General features: G+C 58.8%; 12 protein-coding genes. 8 read left to right on the top strand and 4 right to left on the bottom strand.

Translation table 11 applies throughout. The features are described from left to right. Nucleotides 1-9: 9 nt before the first annotated feature. Complete coding sequence (tsaB, locus tag LPQ25_RS09845; RefSeq protein ID WP_004180426.1) at nucleotides 10-705, bottom strand: tRNA (adenosine(37)-N6)-threonylcarbamoyltransferase complex dimerization subunit type 1 TsaB; 696 nt, start codon at nucleotides 703-705, stop codon at nucleotides 10-12. A 145-nt stretch (nucleotides 706-850) separates the two neighbouring features. Continuing rightward, nucleotides 851-2,761, bottom strand: coding sequence for an ATP-dependent DNA helicase (locus LPQ25_RS09840; protein ID WP_004175456.1), 1,911 nt, complete (start codon nucleotides 2,759-2,761; stop codon nucleotides 851-853). A gap of 131 nt (nucleotides 2,762-2,892) precedes the next feature. On the opposite strand from LPQ25_RS09840, the gene LPQ25_RS09835 reads away from it, so the two are divergent. Beyond that, nucleotides 2,893-3,237 carry a RidA family protein gene (locus LPQ25_RS09835; RefSeq protein WP_002910910.1) on the top strand — a complete coding sequence of 115 codons (345 nt, stop codon included), beginning with the start codon at nucleotides 2,893-2,895 and terminating at the stop codon, nucleotides 3,235-3,237. On the opposite strand, the gene LPQ25_RS09830 is transcribed toward LPQ25_RS09835, so the two are convergent. Next, nucleotides 3,238-3,423, bottom strand: coding sequence for a YoaH family protein (locus LPQ25_RS09830; RefSeq protein WP_004145519.1), 186 nt, complete (start codon nucleotides 3,421-3,423; stop codon nucleotides 3,238-3,240). An 88-nt stretch (nucleotides 3,424-3,511) separates the two neighbouring features. On the opposite strand from LPQ25_RS09830, the gene pabB reads away from it, so the two are divergent. From pabB to LPQ25_RS09810, 4 genes are all read left to right on the top strand, one after another. Beyond that, nucleotides 3,512-4,867, top strand: a complete 1,356-nt coding sequence (gene pabB / locus LPQ25_RS09825; RefSeq protein ID WP_004180428.1) for an aminodeoxychorismate synthase component 1 — start codon at nucleotides 3,512-3,514, stop codon at nucleotides 4,865-4,867. Between the two features lie 3 nt (nucleotides 4,868-4,870). Further along, complete coding sequence (locus LPQ25_RS09820; RefSeq protein WP_004180429.1) at nucleotides 4,871-5,449, top strand: CoA pyrophosphatase; 579 nt, start codon at nucleotides 4,871-4,873, stop codon at nucleotides 5,447-5,449. A 162-nt stretch (nucleotides 5,450-5,611) separates the two neighbouring features. Further along, nucleotides 5,612-6,976 carry an L-serine ammonia-lyase gene (sdaA, locus tag LPQ25_RS09815; RefSeq protein ID WP_004151445.1) on the top strand — a complete coding sequence of 455 codons (1,365 nt, stop codon included), beginning with the start codon at nucleotides 5,612-5,614 and terminating at the stop codon, nucleotides 6,974-6,976. Between the two features lie 182 nt (nucleotides 6,977-7,158). Further along, nucleotides 7,159-8,742, top strand: coding sequence for an EAL domain-containing protein (locus LPQ25_RS09810; protein WP_048336771.1), 1,584 nt, complete (start codon nucleotides 7,159-7,161; stop codon nucleotides 8,740-8,742). Between the two features lie 33 nt (nucleotides 8,743-8,775). Here LPQ25_RS09810 and yoaE read toward each other — a convergent pair whose 3' ends face one another. Beyond that, nucleotides 8,776-10,335 carry a CNNM family cation transport protein YoaE gene (gene yoaE / locus LPQ25_RS09805; RefSeq protein WP_004145524.1) on the bottom strand — a complete coding sequence of 520 codons (1,560 nt, stop codon included), beginning with the start codon at nucleotides 10,333-10,335 and terminating at the stop codon, nucleotides 8,776-8,778. A gap of 446 nt (nucleotides 10,336-10,781) precedes the next feature. Between yoaE and manX the strand changes: the two genes are divergently transcribed. The 3 genes from manX to LPQ25_RS09790 are packed head-to-tail and all read left to right on the top strand — an operon-like array spanning nucleotide 10,782 to nucleotide 13,474. Further along, complete coding sequence (gene manX, locus LPQ25_RS09800) at nucleotides 10,782-11,753, top strand: PTS mannose transporter subunit IIAB (protein WP_002910917.1); 972 nt, start codon at nucleotides 10,782-10,784, stop codon at nucleotides 11,751-11,753. A gap of 56 nt (nucleotides 11,754-11,809) precedes the next feature. After that, entirely contained in the window at nucleotides 11,810-12,610 is an 801-nt protein-coding gene (locus tag LPQ25_RS09795; RefSeq protein WP_002910918.1) for a PTS mannose/fructose/sorbose transporter subunit IIC, read from the top strand. A 12-nt stretch (nucleotides 12,611-12,622) separates the two neighbouring features. Beyond that, nucleotides 12,623-13,474 carry a PTS mannose transporter subunit IID gene (locus LPQ25_RS09790; RefSeq protein WP_004145526.1) on the top strand — a complete coding sequence of 284 codons (852 nt, stop codon included), beginning with the start codon at nucleotides 12,623-12,625 and terminating at the stop codon, nucleotides 13,472-13,474. The last annotated feature ends 26 nt before the right edge of the window (nucleotides 13,475-13,500 follow it).

Here is a 13,500-nt window from a genome sequence, read left to right as displayed (position 1 = left end):
TACTGAGATTCACTCGCGGCCTGGAAGTTTCTTCCACGCCACCTCGTTTCGCAAATAAACCGGCTCCGCTTTCTCCACGGCCACGGTTTTCCCCGCCGCCAGCAGGTAACAGGCTAACGGCAGCATATCCTCCGCCGCCGGCAATTCAATTTCGCCGCTGCTTAAGGTCAGTCCGCTCGCTTTCGCCAGATCCGGCCACGCCTGCCAGCCGGTGCCGACGGTGGCCCATTCGCCGGAAAGCTGTGCCAGCCGTTCGGCTACCGCTTCCGGTTTGAGCACCGCTTCCGTCTCTTCGCCATGCCAGACGCCCTGCTCGTCGCGCTGGTACTCGGCCCAGTAGACTTCGCCCATACGCGCATCAATGGCCGCCAGCACACGGGTGGCGCCGGTTTTGCGCCAGGCGCCCTGCGCCATGGTGGCCAGCGTGGAAACGCCAATCATTGGCAGTTCGGCGCCCAGCGCCAGCCCCTGGGCGATACCGATGCCGATGCGCACGCCGGTAAAGCTGCCCGGACCGCGGCCAAAGGCCAGCGCGTCCAGCTCGCTCAGCGTGGTGCCGCTCTCGGTGAGGACCTCCTGCACCAGCGGCAGGATACGTTGGGTATGTTCGCGGGGACAAATTTCGAAATGAGCACTAAGGGTGCCATCATTCCACAGAGCCGCGGAGCAGGCCTCTGTGGCGGTATCGATAGCCAAAATTCGCATGGGTGGTCACGCTCTCGTTACATAGTTCAGGCCTTCAGGCAGCCTGCTTTCCGGCAAACGGCCAACCCGCCGCCATGCCGCCCGAAGTCTATTGGGAACCGCTAATTAACAAAATGGCGCGCAGCTTAACACATTTTAGTGCGGATTACCTTGCCGGCGGTACGGCGAGAAAGCGCACCGCCCGACGGATATCGCGGGTTCGCGGCGCCGGCGGCAGACTGGCCAGGAACACCGCGCCGTAGGGGCGCATCACCAACCGGTTGTCGCAGATCACCAGCACCCCGCGATCGTCGATATCGCGGATCAGGCGACCCACCCCCTGCTTGAGGGTGATCACCGCATCCGGGAGCTGCACTTCATCGAAGGGATCGCCGCCGCGCAGCCGGCAATCTTCCATCCGCGCTTTTAGCAGCGGATCGTCCGGCGAGGTGAACGGTAGCTTATCGATAATCACCAGCGACAGCGCGTCGCCGCGCACATCGACTCCCTCCCAGAAGCTGCTGGTAGCCACCAGCAGCGCGTTGCCGGCGCTGACGAACTGCTGCAGCAGCTGGCCTTTACTGGTCTCGCCCTGCAGCAGCACCGGTAGCGTCATGGTGGCGCGGAACTGCTCCGCCAGATCGCGCATCATGGCGTGCGAGGTGCACAACATAAAGCAGCGACCATCGTTGGCCTCGATCAGCGGCTTGAGCATCGCCGCCAGGTGTCGCGCTGCGCCGGGCTGGTTCGGCAGGGGTAGGTTGCGCGGCACGCAGAGCAGCGCCTGGTGCTGATAGTCAAAGGGACTCGGCAGCAGCAGAGTCTGCGCCTCGTCGATCCCCAGCCGGGCGGTAAAGTGATGCAGATCGTCGTTCACCGACAGCGTCGCCGAGGTAAAGATCCAGCTCCCCGACTTCTGCGCCATCACCTCTTTAAACTTCTCGGCCACGGTCAGCGGCGTCAGCGCGAGAGTAAAGTGGCGCGAGGTACACTCATACCAGTAGCTGTAGCCCGGCTGGTTGATCTCTTTCAACCGCTTCAGGCGCCCGCGATAGAGGGTGGCGCGCTCAAAAGCGGCGTCGAGCAGCGCCGAGCGACCCAGCGAAAGTTTGGCGACGTCATAGCATAGCTCGAGCGCGTCATCAAGCAGCAGCAGCGCTCGCTGAATGTGGCTGTCCGCCAGCAGCTCGCGCAGATTGCCGCGGTAGCCCGGGTCTCCCAGCTGCAGGCGGAAATCCTGCGCGCTTTGCGCCAGGCGGTCGGCGCATTTTTGCAGCTGCTGAGTGTCTTTCAGTTCGGTGCGGTAGGCAATGGTGATGTCTTTCGCCAGGTCCAGCAGCTGGCGGCTGGAGAGCGACTGGCCAAAGTACTGACTGGCGATATCCGGCAGCTGATGGGCTTCATCGAAGATCATCACTTCCGCCTCGGGGATCAGCTCGGCAAAGCCGCTCTCTTTGACCACCATATCGGCCAGGAACAGGTGATGGTTGACCACCACCACGTCGGCGTCCATCGCTTTTTTACGCGCCTTCACCACGAAGCAATCTTTATACAGTGGGCAGTCGCTACCGAGACAGTTATCGTTGGTGCTGGTGACCAGCGGCCAGGCCTGAGAGTCTTCCGCGACGCTGGCGCAGGTGCTGATATCGCCATCCTGGGTTTGATTCGACCAGGAGCGCAGGAGGATCACATCGCTGAGGGTTTGCACCGGCAGATCGCCGCCCGCCAGCGCCTGCTGCTCAAGACGTTCGAGACACAGGTAGTTGGAACGCCCTTTGAGCAGCGCCAGTTTCCCGGTGAATTTGAGCGCTTTGGCGACGGTAGGCAGATCGCGGCTGTAAAGCTGATCCTGCAGCGCTTTCGAGCCGGTGGAGATAATCACCTTTTTTTTCGCCCGCAGCGCAGGCGCCAGGTAAGCGTAGGTTTTACCGGTTCCGGTCCCCGCTTCCACCACCAGCGGCCGGGAGGCCTCAATCGCTTCGCTGACCGCCACCGCCATCTGGCGCTGCGGCTCGCGCGGTTTAAATCCCGGTATGGCTTTGGCTAGCTGGCCGTCTGCTGCAAAATCGTCGATCACATTGCCCCCTGGTTATTTGGACAGTGATTATGTCAGGGAGGACGGCGTTTCGCCAGTCCGGGTAGTGACGCGAGCGGCACATTATGGCAGTCTTGCCGCAGCCGAATGGAATGCTTAAAGAGGAAAAAGCAATGACAATTACGCGTATTGATGCCGAAGCACGTTGGTCAGACGTGGTGATCCACAACCAGACCCTGTACTACACCGGCGTGCCGGCAAATCTCGATGCCGACGCTTTCGAGCAGACCGCCAATACCCTGGCGCAGATTGACGCGGTGCTGGAAAAACAGGGCAGCGACAAGTCGCGTATTCTTGACGCCACCATCTTCCTCGCCGATAAAAGCGACTTTGCGGCGATGAATAAAGCCTGGGACGCGTGGGTGGTGGCTGGTCACGCCCCGGTGCGCTGCACGGTGGAAGCGACGCTGATGAACCCGCAGTATAAAGTTGAGATCAAAATTATCGCCGCGGTGTAATTACTCGTCCTCATCCTCATCTTCAAAGCGCGCGACGATCTGCTCGCCGGTATGCGTTGCGCGCAGCTCTTCCGCCACCAGGGCAATCGCCTGGCCGCTGCTTATCCCCTGAGCCATTAGCTCATGGATACGTTCGACCGCTTTTTGCTGTTGCTCGTGGCTCAGCGAAGGTAAACCTGCAAACATCTTTTACTCCTGCTACATTGTGGGGCGTAATTATTTCACGCCGTCCCCAACTACGCCAGAGGGGCGGCAACGTTCAGGATCGAGAAAGATGTTGTCCCCCGCGATTATTACCCTGCCCTGGCGCCCGGATGCGGCCGAACACTATTTTGCGCCGTTAAGCGCCCTGCCCTGGGCGATGCTGCTGCATTCCGGCTTTGCCGACCATCCGCATAACCGCTTTGATATTCTGGTGGCTGCCCCGCGCGCCACGCTGCTGACGCGCGGTGAACAGACGTGGGTCGACGACGGCGAAACCGTTGTTGTCTCAGCGGAAGATCCGCTGCAGCTCCTGCAGCAGCAGTTGGATCGTCAGCCGTTCACGCCGCAGCCCCATGACGATCTGCCGTTTCTCGGCGGCGCGCTGGGATTATTCGGTTACGACCTGGGCCGTCGCTTTGAGCGTCTCCCTTCGCACGCGCAGGCCGATATCGCGCTGGCGGATATGGCGGTGGGGATCTATGACTGGGCGCTTATCGTCGACCACCAGCGCCAACAGATATCGCTGCTCAGCTATGACGACCCGCAGCAGCGTCTACAGTGGCTGGAGGCGCAAACGCCGACGCCGGGTGAAACCTTCGCCCTGAGCTCTGCCTGGCAGTCAAATATGAGCCGCCAGCAGTACGGGGAAAAATTTCGCCAGGTACAGGCCTATCTGCACAGCGGCGACTGCTATCAGGTCAACCTCGCCCAGCGTTTTCAGGCCAGCTACGTCGGTGATGAATGGCAGGCCTTCCGCCAGCTGAACGCCGTCAACCGCGCCCCCTTTAGCGCCTTTATTCGCCTCGATGAAGGGGCGATTTTAAGCCTGTCGCCGGAGCGCTTTATCCAGCTGCGCCAGGGGGAGATCCAGACGCGGCCGATAAAAGGCACCCTGCCGCGGCTCGATTCGCCGCTGGCAGATGCGCAGCAGGCTGAGAAGCTGGCGAATTCGCCGAAAGATCGCGCCGAGAATTTAATGATTGTCGACCTGATGCGCAACGACATCGGCCGCGTCGCCGTCCCGGGCAGCGTGCGGGTCCCCGAGCTGTTCGTGGTGGAGCCGTTCCCGGCGGTCCATCATCTGGTCAGCACCATCACCGCCCGCCTGCCAATGACGCTGCACGCCAGCGACCTGCTGCGCGCCGCCTTTCCCGGCGGCTCGATCACCGGCGCGCCGAAAGTGCGGGCGATGGAGATTATCGATGAACTGGAGCCCCAGCGACGCAATGCCTGGTGTGGGAGCATTGGCTACCTGAGCTATTGCGGCAATATGGATACCAGCATCACCATTCGCACCCTGACGGCATGGCAGGGACAGCTGTACTGCTCCGCCGGCGGCGGAATTGTGGCGGATAGCGAGGAAGCGGCGGAATATCAGGAAACTTTTGATAAAGTTAATCGTATCCTGCAGCAACTGGAGAACTAGACCATGGCGGATCGCGCCCTTAATCTGGATGATTTTCTGTCCCGCTTTCAGCTTCTGCGCCCGCAGCCTTCGCGCCATGCGCTCAATCAGCGGCAGGCGGCGGTACTGGTGCCGATCGTGCGCCGGCCGCAGCCCGGCCTGCTGCTGACCCAGCGTTCGCCGCTGCTGCGCAAGCACGCCGGCCAGGTCGCCTTTCCCGGCGGCGCAGTAGATAATACCGACGCGACGCTTATCGCCGCCGCCCTGCGCGAAGCTCAGGAAGAGGTGGCGATCCCGCCGGAGGCGGTCGAGGTGATCGGCGTCCTGCCGCCGGTGGACAGCGTCACCGGCTTTCAGGTGACGCCGGTGGTGGGCATTATTCCCCCGGATCTGCACTACCACGCCAGCCAGGACGAAGTCTCCGCGGTATTTGAAATGCCGCTCGCCGAAGCCCTGCGCCTTGGGCGCTACCATCCACTCGATATCCACCGCCGGGGCAACGACCACCGCGTCTGGCTCTCCTGGTACCAGCATTATTTTGTCTGGGGAATGACCGCCGGGATCATTCGCGAGCTGGCGCTGCAAATTGGCGCACGTCCTTAGCTATACTGATAATGAGAGGGCGCTCTCATTATTAGTAAAATCGCGGTTAGCCATTAGTTTAATTCATGTGAATAGTTGAACTGACAGGGCGCTTCCCTCTTACACTATGCGCAGTTATTACATCGTTACCGCACCCGCGGTAACCCTGTCAGGAGTATTATCGTGATTAGTCTATTCGACATGTTCAAGGTGGGGATTGGTCCCTCATCTTCCCACACTGTTGGCCCGATGAAGGCCGGAAAACAGTTCGTCGATGACCTGGTCGAAAAAGGATTGCTTAATGCAGTGACTCGTGTGGCGGTTGACGTCTACGGTTCACTGTCATTAACCGGCAAAGGCCACCATACGGACATCGCCATTATCATGGGACTGGCGGGCAATCAGCCCGATACGGTCGATATTGACGCGATCCCGGCTTTTATCCGTGACGTCGAAGCGCGCGGTCGTCTGCTGCTGGCCAACGGCCAGCATGAGGTCGACTTCCCGGCGGATGACGGCATGCGTTTTCGCAGCGACAACCTGCCGCTGCACGAAAACGGCATGACCATTCACGCCTGGGCCGGCGAGAAAGAGATCTACTGCAAGACCTACTACTCGATCGGCGGCGGCTTTATTGTCGACGAAGAGCACTTCGGTAAGGAAAACGCCAACGAACTGCAGGTGCCCTACCCATTTAAATCGGCGCAGGAAATGCTGGCCTACTGCAAAGAGACTGGCCTGTCGCTCTCCGGGATGGTGATGCAGAACGAGCTGGCTCTGCACAGCAAAAAAGAGATCGAGGATTATTTCGCCAACGTTTGGCAGACCATGCGCGCCTGTATCGACCGTGGGATGAACACCGAGGGCGTGCTGCCTGGCCCGCTGCGCGTACCGCGTCGCGCCTCGGCGCTGCGTCGTCTGCTGGTGGCCAGCGATAAGCTCTCCAGCGATCCAATGAACGTTGTTGACTGGGTCAATATGTTCGCGCTGGCGGTCAATGAAGAGAACGCCGCCGGCGGTCGCGTGGTAACCGCGCCGACCAACGGCGCCTGCGGCATCGTTCCGGCGGTACTCGCCTATTACGATCACTTTATCGAGTCCGTCAGCCCGGAGATCTATATTCGCTACTTTATGGCCTGCGGGGCGATCGGCGCGCTGTATAAGATGAATGCGTCCATTTCCGGCGCGGAAGTCGGCTGTCAGGGCGAGGTGGGCGTCGCCTGCTCGATGGCGGCGGCGGGACTGGCTGAACTGCTCGGCGCCAGCCCGGAACAGGTTTGCGTGGCGGCGGAGATCGGCATGGAACACAACCTCGGCCTGACCTGTGATCCGGTCGCCGGCCAGGTGCAGGTGCCATGCATTGAACGTAACGCCATCGCCTCCGTCAAGGCGATCAACGCCGCGCGAATGGCGATGCGCCGCACCAGCGAACCGCGCGTCTCGCTCGATAAGGTGATCGAGACCATGTATGAAACCGGTAAAGACATGAACGCCAAGTACCGCGAAACCTCGCGCGGCGGCCTGGCGATTAAAGTTCAGTGTGACTAAACTATTCGTGTCCCTCTGCGCCTGCAAAGCGCGCAGGGGGTTAACCCTGGTGACTGAAATCTCCCTGATGCGCCTTCAACGGCGCATTTTCTTTTTTCTATACCTGGCGATATTCTGCCACTACACTTGCTCTATAAAATAAGCCACGCTTAACCACTCGTCCTGTCGACAGGGTGTCGCACATGCAGACTGCACAAAAAGTCATTACGGCCTATCGTCACAAACGCATTATTGTCTGCCTGCTGGTAGCCCTGGCGACCCTGGGCGCCACATTAGCCATCCGATTTATTTCGCAGCGCAGCGTAAATGAAGATTATATTCGCACGGCCGCCACCCAACGGGTGGCGGCGCTCAATGACATCTTGCGCCCGCTAAGCGCGCAGCGAGCCACCCTGCTCCCTCTGGTGGGCAAACCCTGCCCTGATATCCATCTGACGCTGCGCAAAATGGCGGCCTCGTTGCAAACCATTCGTTCCGTCGCCCTCGTCACGTCAGGTATCGTTTACTGTTCCAGTATTTTTGGCCCGCGACAGGCAGACTTACATCGCCTGCAGCCCGCGCTTCCTGCGCCCCGCCCTCTGCTGCTCTTCTCGAACGACAGCTCCTTGCTCAAAGGCTCGCCGGTACTGATCCAATGGTATCCAGCCGCGGAGAGCGGCCTGGACGGCGTGATGCTGGTGGTGAATATTGAGCTGCTGGGAACCTTAATTCTTAATGAAAAATCGGCCCTGATCAGCGACGTCAGCCTGCAGGTTGGCGATCGTTATTTTAGCAGCCGCCATGGGCTTCTCGAAAAAGCGCATGTCCCGCAGGGCACGGTGATTTATCGCCAGCGCTCTACGGAGTTTCCGTTTACTGTCAATATTAACGGCCCTGGCGCCTCGGCGATTGCGCTTGAGGAGCTGCCCGGCGAGCTGCCGCTGGCGCTGATTTTTAGCCTGCTAATGACCGGCATCGCCTGGCTGGCCACCGCCGGCAGAATGAGTTTCTCGCGGGAAATAAGCCTTGGCATTTCGGCCCGGGAGTTTGCCCTCTGGTGCCAGCCGCTGCAGGATGCGCGCAGCGGCCGCTGCTGCGGGGTGGAGATCCTGCTGCGCTGGAATAATCCCCGCCGTGGGACGATTTCGCCGGAGGTATTTATCCCCATCGCCGAAGGCAATAATCTGATCATCCCTCTCACCCGCTATGTGATTGCCGAAACCGCTCGCCGCCTGGACGCTTTTCCTCGCGACCGCCATTTTCACATCGCGATCAATGTCGCCGCGCGCCATTTCGCTAACGGACTCCTGCTGCGCGACCTGCACAATTACTGGTTCAGCGTGGATCCGGTGCAGCAGCTGGTGGTCGAGCTAACCGAACGCGATGTCCTGCAGGATGGCGACCAGCATATGGCCGAACATCTGCACTTTAAAGGCGTACAGCTGGCGATCGATGATTTTGGTACCGGCAATACTTCGCTCTCATGGCTGGAAAAGCTGCGCCCGGACGTCCTGAAGATCGACCGCTCGTTCACCAGCTCGGTCGGCATAGATAGCGTGAACGCGACGGTGACAGATATTATTATCGCCCTCGCCAACCGCCTGCATATTGTTACCGTTGCCGAAGGGGTGGAGACGCTGGAGCAGGAAAACTACCTGCGTAGCCACGGCGTCGATGTGCTGCAGGGGTTTTATTATGCGCGGCCGATGCCGGTGAAGGCGTTCCCGGCGTGGCTGGCCAGCAGGGAGGAGAGTGAGAGTGAGGGTGAGAGCGAGACGACAGAATAACTCGCCGGCCGCAGCGGCCGGCGAGCCTGGCGATTACTCTTCTTCGTCGCTCGGCGGACGAGTGACCACCGCGCGCACCAGATCGACCCGGTAATCATTCGCTTCCACTACGGTAAAATGCAGCGGCGGAAGCGACACGACGTCGCCAATGCGCGGGATATGACCATTGGCGGAGATCACCAGCCCGGCAACGGTGGCAATATCCTCATCGTCATTGATCAGTGGATCCAGCCCCAGCGCCTGCTGCAGCGCATGCAGGTCGGTCGACCCCTTAATAAGCCAGCCATCGCCATCGATGACAATCTCTGGCGTCTCATCAGCGTCCGGGAATTCACCGGCGATGGCTTCAAGGACGTCCAGCGGCGTGACCAGCCCCTGCACCACGCCAAATTCATTAGTTACGATGACGAAGCTGCCGCGCGCCCGACGCAGGACCCCGAGCAGATTGATCGGGTCCAGCGTTTCCGGAACGACAATTGCCGGGGAGGCAGAAGCCAGCGCCGCGACGTTTTCCCCCGACTCCAGGGCCACCAGCATCTCTTTCGCCCGCACGATACCAATGATTTCATCCAGCTCTCCGCGGCAGACCGGGAAGAGGCTGTGCGGCGACGACAGCAGCTGACGACGAATTTCATCTTCACTCTGCTCAGCGTCGACCCAGCTGATTTCTCCGCGCGGGGTCATGATGCTGCGCAGGGAGCGCTGGGCCAGGGTCAGCACGCCGTTAATCATGTAGCGCTCTTCTTCCGCAAAGGCGCCCTCAGGAACGGGCACCGCGGCTGGACTGTCTGCGTCATGGCTGACGGAGGCCTGTTTGCGGCCGCCCATCAGGCGCAGGATGGCATCCGCGGTCCGAGCGCGCAGCGGCAGCGTCGACTGGTGGCGAACAAAGTTACGGCGCGCCACCTGGTTAAAGAACTCGATAATGATCGAGAAACCGATCGCCGCGTACAGATACCCTTTTGGAATATGGAAGCCAAACCCTTCCGCCACCAGGCTAAGGCCAATCATCAACAGGAAGCTCAGACAGAGCACGACCACCGTCGGGTGCTGGTTGACAAAGCGCGTCAACGGCTTGGAGGCCAGCAGCATCAAGATCATCGCGATCACCACCGCCGCCATCATCACCGGCAGATGGTTAACCATCCCGACCGCCGTGATCACGGCGTCCAGGGAGAAGACGGCATCCAGCACCACTATCTGCAATACTACTACCCAGAAACTGGCATAGCCTTTACCGTGACCGGCATCGTGCTGGCGGTTTTCCAGCCGTTCATGCAGCTCGGTTGTCGCCTTAAACAACAAGAAGATCCCGCCGAGCAGCATGATGAGATCGCGCCCGGAAAAGGAGAAATCGGCGATGGTAATCAGTGGTTTCGTCAGCGTCACCATCCAGGAGATGACCGACAGCAGCCCCAGGCGCATCACCAGCGCCAGTGACAGGCCGATCAGACGCGCTTTATCGCGCTGCTTCGGCGGCAGTTTGTCCGCCAGGATGGCAATAAACACCAGGTTGTCGATACCGAGCACAATTTCCAGAACGATAAGCGTCAACAGGCCGGCCCAGATTGAGGGATCCATTAACAATTCCATGTACGACTCCGGTTTGCGGCAAGGTCAGTCATCGCCATGCCATGCAGGGGCGCGACACCAGGTGCTGAAAGAAATGCGGGATACGTAGAGGTGGCAATCAGATGCCAGAAAGTGAAAAGACGTCGATGACGGTCCATACTGCGGGCTATGCCCTATACTCCTGAGTAATTAAACGGAAGTTAAACATAGCAAAATATAGATCGAAATTGGAAATAATTTACCTGAATTTGCAATAACTAAGGCTATTTTTTGCGCTGCAAAATTATTCGCAGACGATACGTGATTAACGGATCTTCATCACATTAATTATTTTTTCACTGTCTAAAATAATTCGCGGTAGTAACTATTTTCTATCTTACACCCTAACTGAATCGATTTTGTCCTCAAGAGTGATTCAGGATGTATCAAAGCAGATGATGCATTCACGATAATAAAGGAGGTAGCAAGTGACGATTGCTATTGTAATAGGCACACATGGTTGGGCTGCAGAACAGCTGCTGAAAACAGCAGAAATGCTGTTGGGCGAGCAGGAAAACGTTGGCTGGATCGATTTCGTTCCGGGTGAAAATGCCGAAACGTTGATCGAGAAATACAACGCCCAGTTGGCAAAACTGGATACCAGTAAAGGCGTGCTATTTCTCGTCGATACATGGGGAGGCAGCCCTTTCAACGCTGCGAGCCGCATTGTCGTCGATAAAGAGCATTACGAAGTTATCGCCGGCGTCAATATCCCGATGCTGGTGGAAACCTTCATGGCCCGCGACGACGATCCTTCCTTTGATGAACTGGTCGCCTTAGCGGTTGAAACCGGCAGCGAAGGCGTGAAAGCGCTTAAAGCCAAACCGGTGGAAAAAGCGGCCCCTGCGCCCGCGCCTGCCGCAGCGCCAAAAGCCGCCGCACCGGCCAAACCCATGGGCCCGAACGACTACATGGTAATTGGCCTTGCGCGTATAGACGACCGTCTGATCCATGGTCAGGTCGCCACCCGCTGGACCAAAGAGACCAACGTTACCCGCATCATCGTTGTCAGTGATGAAGTGGCCGCGGATACCGTGCGTAAAACTCTGCTGACCCAGGTTGCGCCGCCGGGCGTCACCGCTCACGTGGTGGATGTGGCCAAAATGATCCGCGTCTACAACAACCCCAAGTATGCCGGACAGCGCGTTATGCTGCTGTTTACTAACCCGACCGACGTTGAACGTATCGTCGAGGGCGGCGTGAAAATCACCAGCGTCAACATCGGCGGTATGGCGTTCCGCCAGGGTAAAACCCAGGTTAACAACGCGATTTCAGTCGATGCCAAAGATATTGAGGCGTTTAAAAAGCTGAACGCCCGCGGTATCGAGCTGGAGGCACGTAAAGTGTCCACCGACCCGAAACTGAAAATGATGGATCTGATCGCTAAGGTTGATAAATAACCCGGCGGATCGCGCCCCAGTTTTCACTTTAAGACTTAATCAACAGGAGAAGTACAATGGAGATTACCCTTCTTCAGATTGTGCTGGTGTTCATCGTCGCGTGTATTGCGGGTATGGAGTCGGTACTTGATGAATTTCAGTTCCACCGTCCCCTGATCGCCTGTACGCTGATCGGCGCCGTTCTCGGCGATATGAAAACCGGTATTATCATCGGCGGTACGCTGGAGATGATAGCCCTGGGCTGGATGAACATCGGTGCGGCGGTAGCCCCTGATGCCGCGCTGGCGTCCATTATTTCCACCGTCCTGGTTATTGCCGGCCATCAGAGCATCGGCGCCGGTATCGCGCTGGCTATCCCGCTGGCGGCGGCAGGCCAGGTGCTGACCATCATCGTGCGCACCATCACCGTGGCCTTCCAGCACGCGGCGGATAAAGCGGCGGAGAATGGCAACCTGACCGCCCTGTCGTGGCTGCACGTCTCGTCCCTGTTCCTGCAGGCGATGCGTATCGCTATCCCGGCCGTTATCGTGGCGATTTCCGTCGGCACCAGCGAAGTTCAGGGCCTGCTGAATGCTATCCCGGAAGTGGTCACCAGCGGTCTGAACATCGCCGGCGGTATGATCGTGGTTGTCGGTTATGCAATGGTCATCAACATGATGCGCGCAGGCTATCTGATGCCGTTCTTCTACCTCGGCTTCGTCACCGCCGCCTTCACCAACTTCAACCTGGTGGCCCTGGGTGTGATTGGTGCGGTCATGGCAATCCTCTACATCCAGCTGAGCCCGAAATATAACCGCGTCGCCGGTGCGCCGGCTCAGGCGGCTGGTAACAACGATCTCGATAACGAACTGGACTAACAGGTGAGCGAAATGGTTGATATGACTAAAAATACCACCGAGAAAAAACTCACACAGAGTGATATTCGTGGCGTGTTCATTCGTTCTAACCTGTTCCAGGGTTCATGGAACTTCGAACGTATGCAGGCGCTGGGGTTCTGCTTCTCTATGGTTCCGGCGATTCGTCGTCTGTACCCGGAGAACAACGATGCGCGTAAGCAGGCGATTAAGCGTCACCTTGAGTTTTTCAACACCCACCCTTACGTTGCCGCTCCGGTACTGGGCGTAACGCTGGCGATGGAAGAGCAGCGCGCCAATGGCGCAGAGATTGACGATGGCGCTATCAACGGCATCAAAGTCGGTCTGATGGGACCGCTGGCCGGCGTTGGCGACCCGATCTTCTGGGGTACCGTGCGTCCGGTGTTTGCAGCCTTAGGCGCCGGGATCGCGATGAGCGGTAGCCTGCTCGGTCCTCTGCTGTTCTTTATCCTGTTCAACGCGGTGCGTCTGCTGACCCGTTACTACGGCGTCGCCTATGGTTATCGCAAAGGCGTGGATATCGTTAAAGATATGGGCGGCGGCTTCCTGCAGAAACTGACTGAGGGGGCGTCAATCCTCGGCCTGTTTGTCATGGGGGCGCTGGTTAACAAGTGGACGCATGTGAACATTCCGATGGTGGTGTCAAAAATCACCGGCTCTGACGGACAGGTTCACGTCACCACGGTGCAGACTATCCTTGATCAGCTGATGCCGGGTCTGGTGCCGCTGCTGTTGACCTTCGCCTGTATGTGGCTGCTGCGTAAGAAAGTTAACCCGCTGTGGATCATCGTTGGCTTCTTCGTCATCGGTATCGCCGGCTACGCGGTCGGCCTGCTGGGTCTGTAATTTCCAGGCTGTACGCCGGGGGCTTG

This window comes from Klebsiella sp. KPN54798 (assembly GCF_021184225.1).
In the GTDB taxonomy this organism is placed as follows: domain Bacteria; phylum Pseudomonadota; class Gammaproteobacteria; order Enterobacterales; family Enterobacteriaceae; genus Klebsiella; species Klebsiella pneumoniae.
The sequence above is the reverse complement of the archived record's forward strand: the minus strand, read 5'-3'. Positions and strand labels throughout refer to the sequence as shown.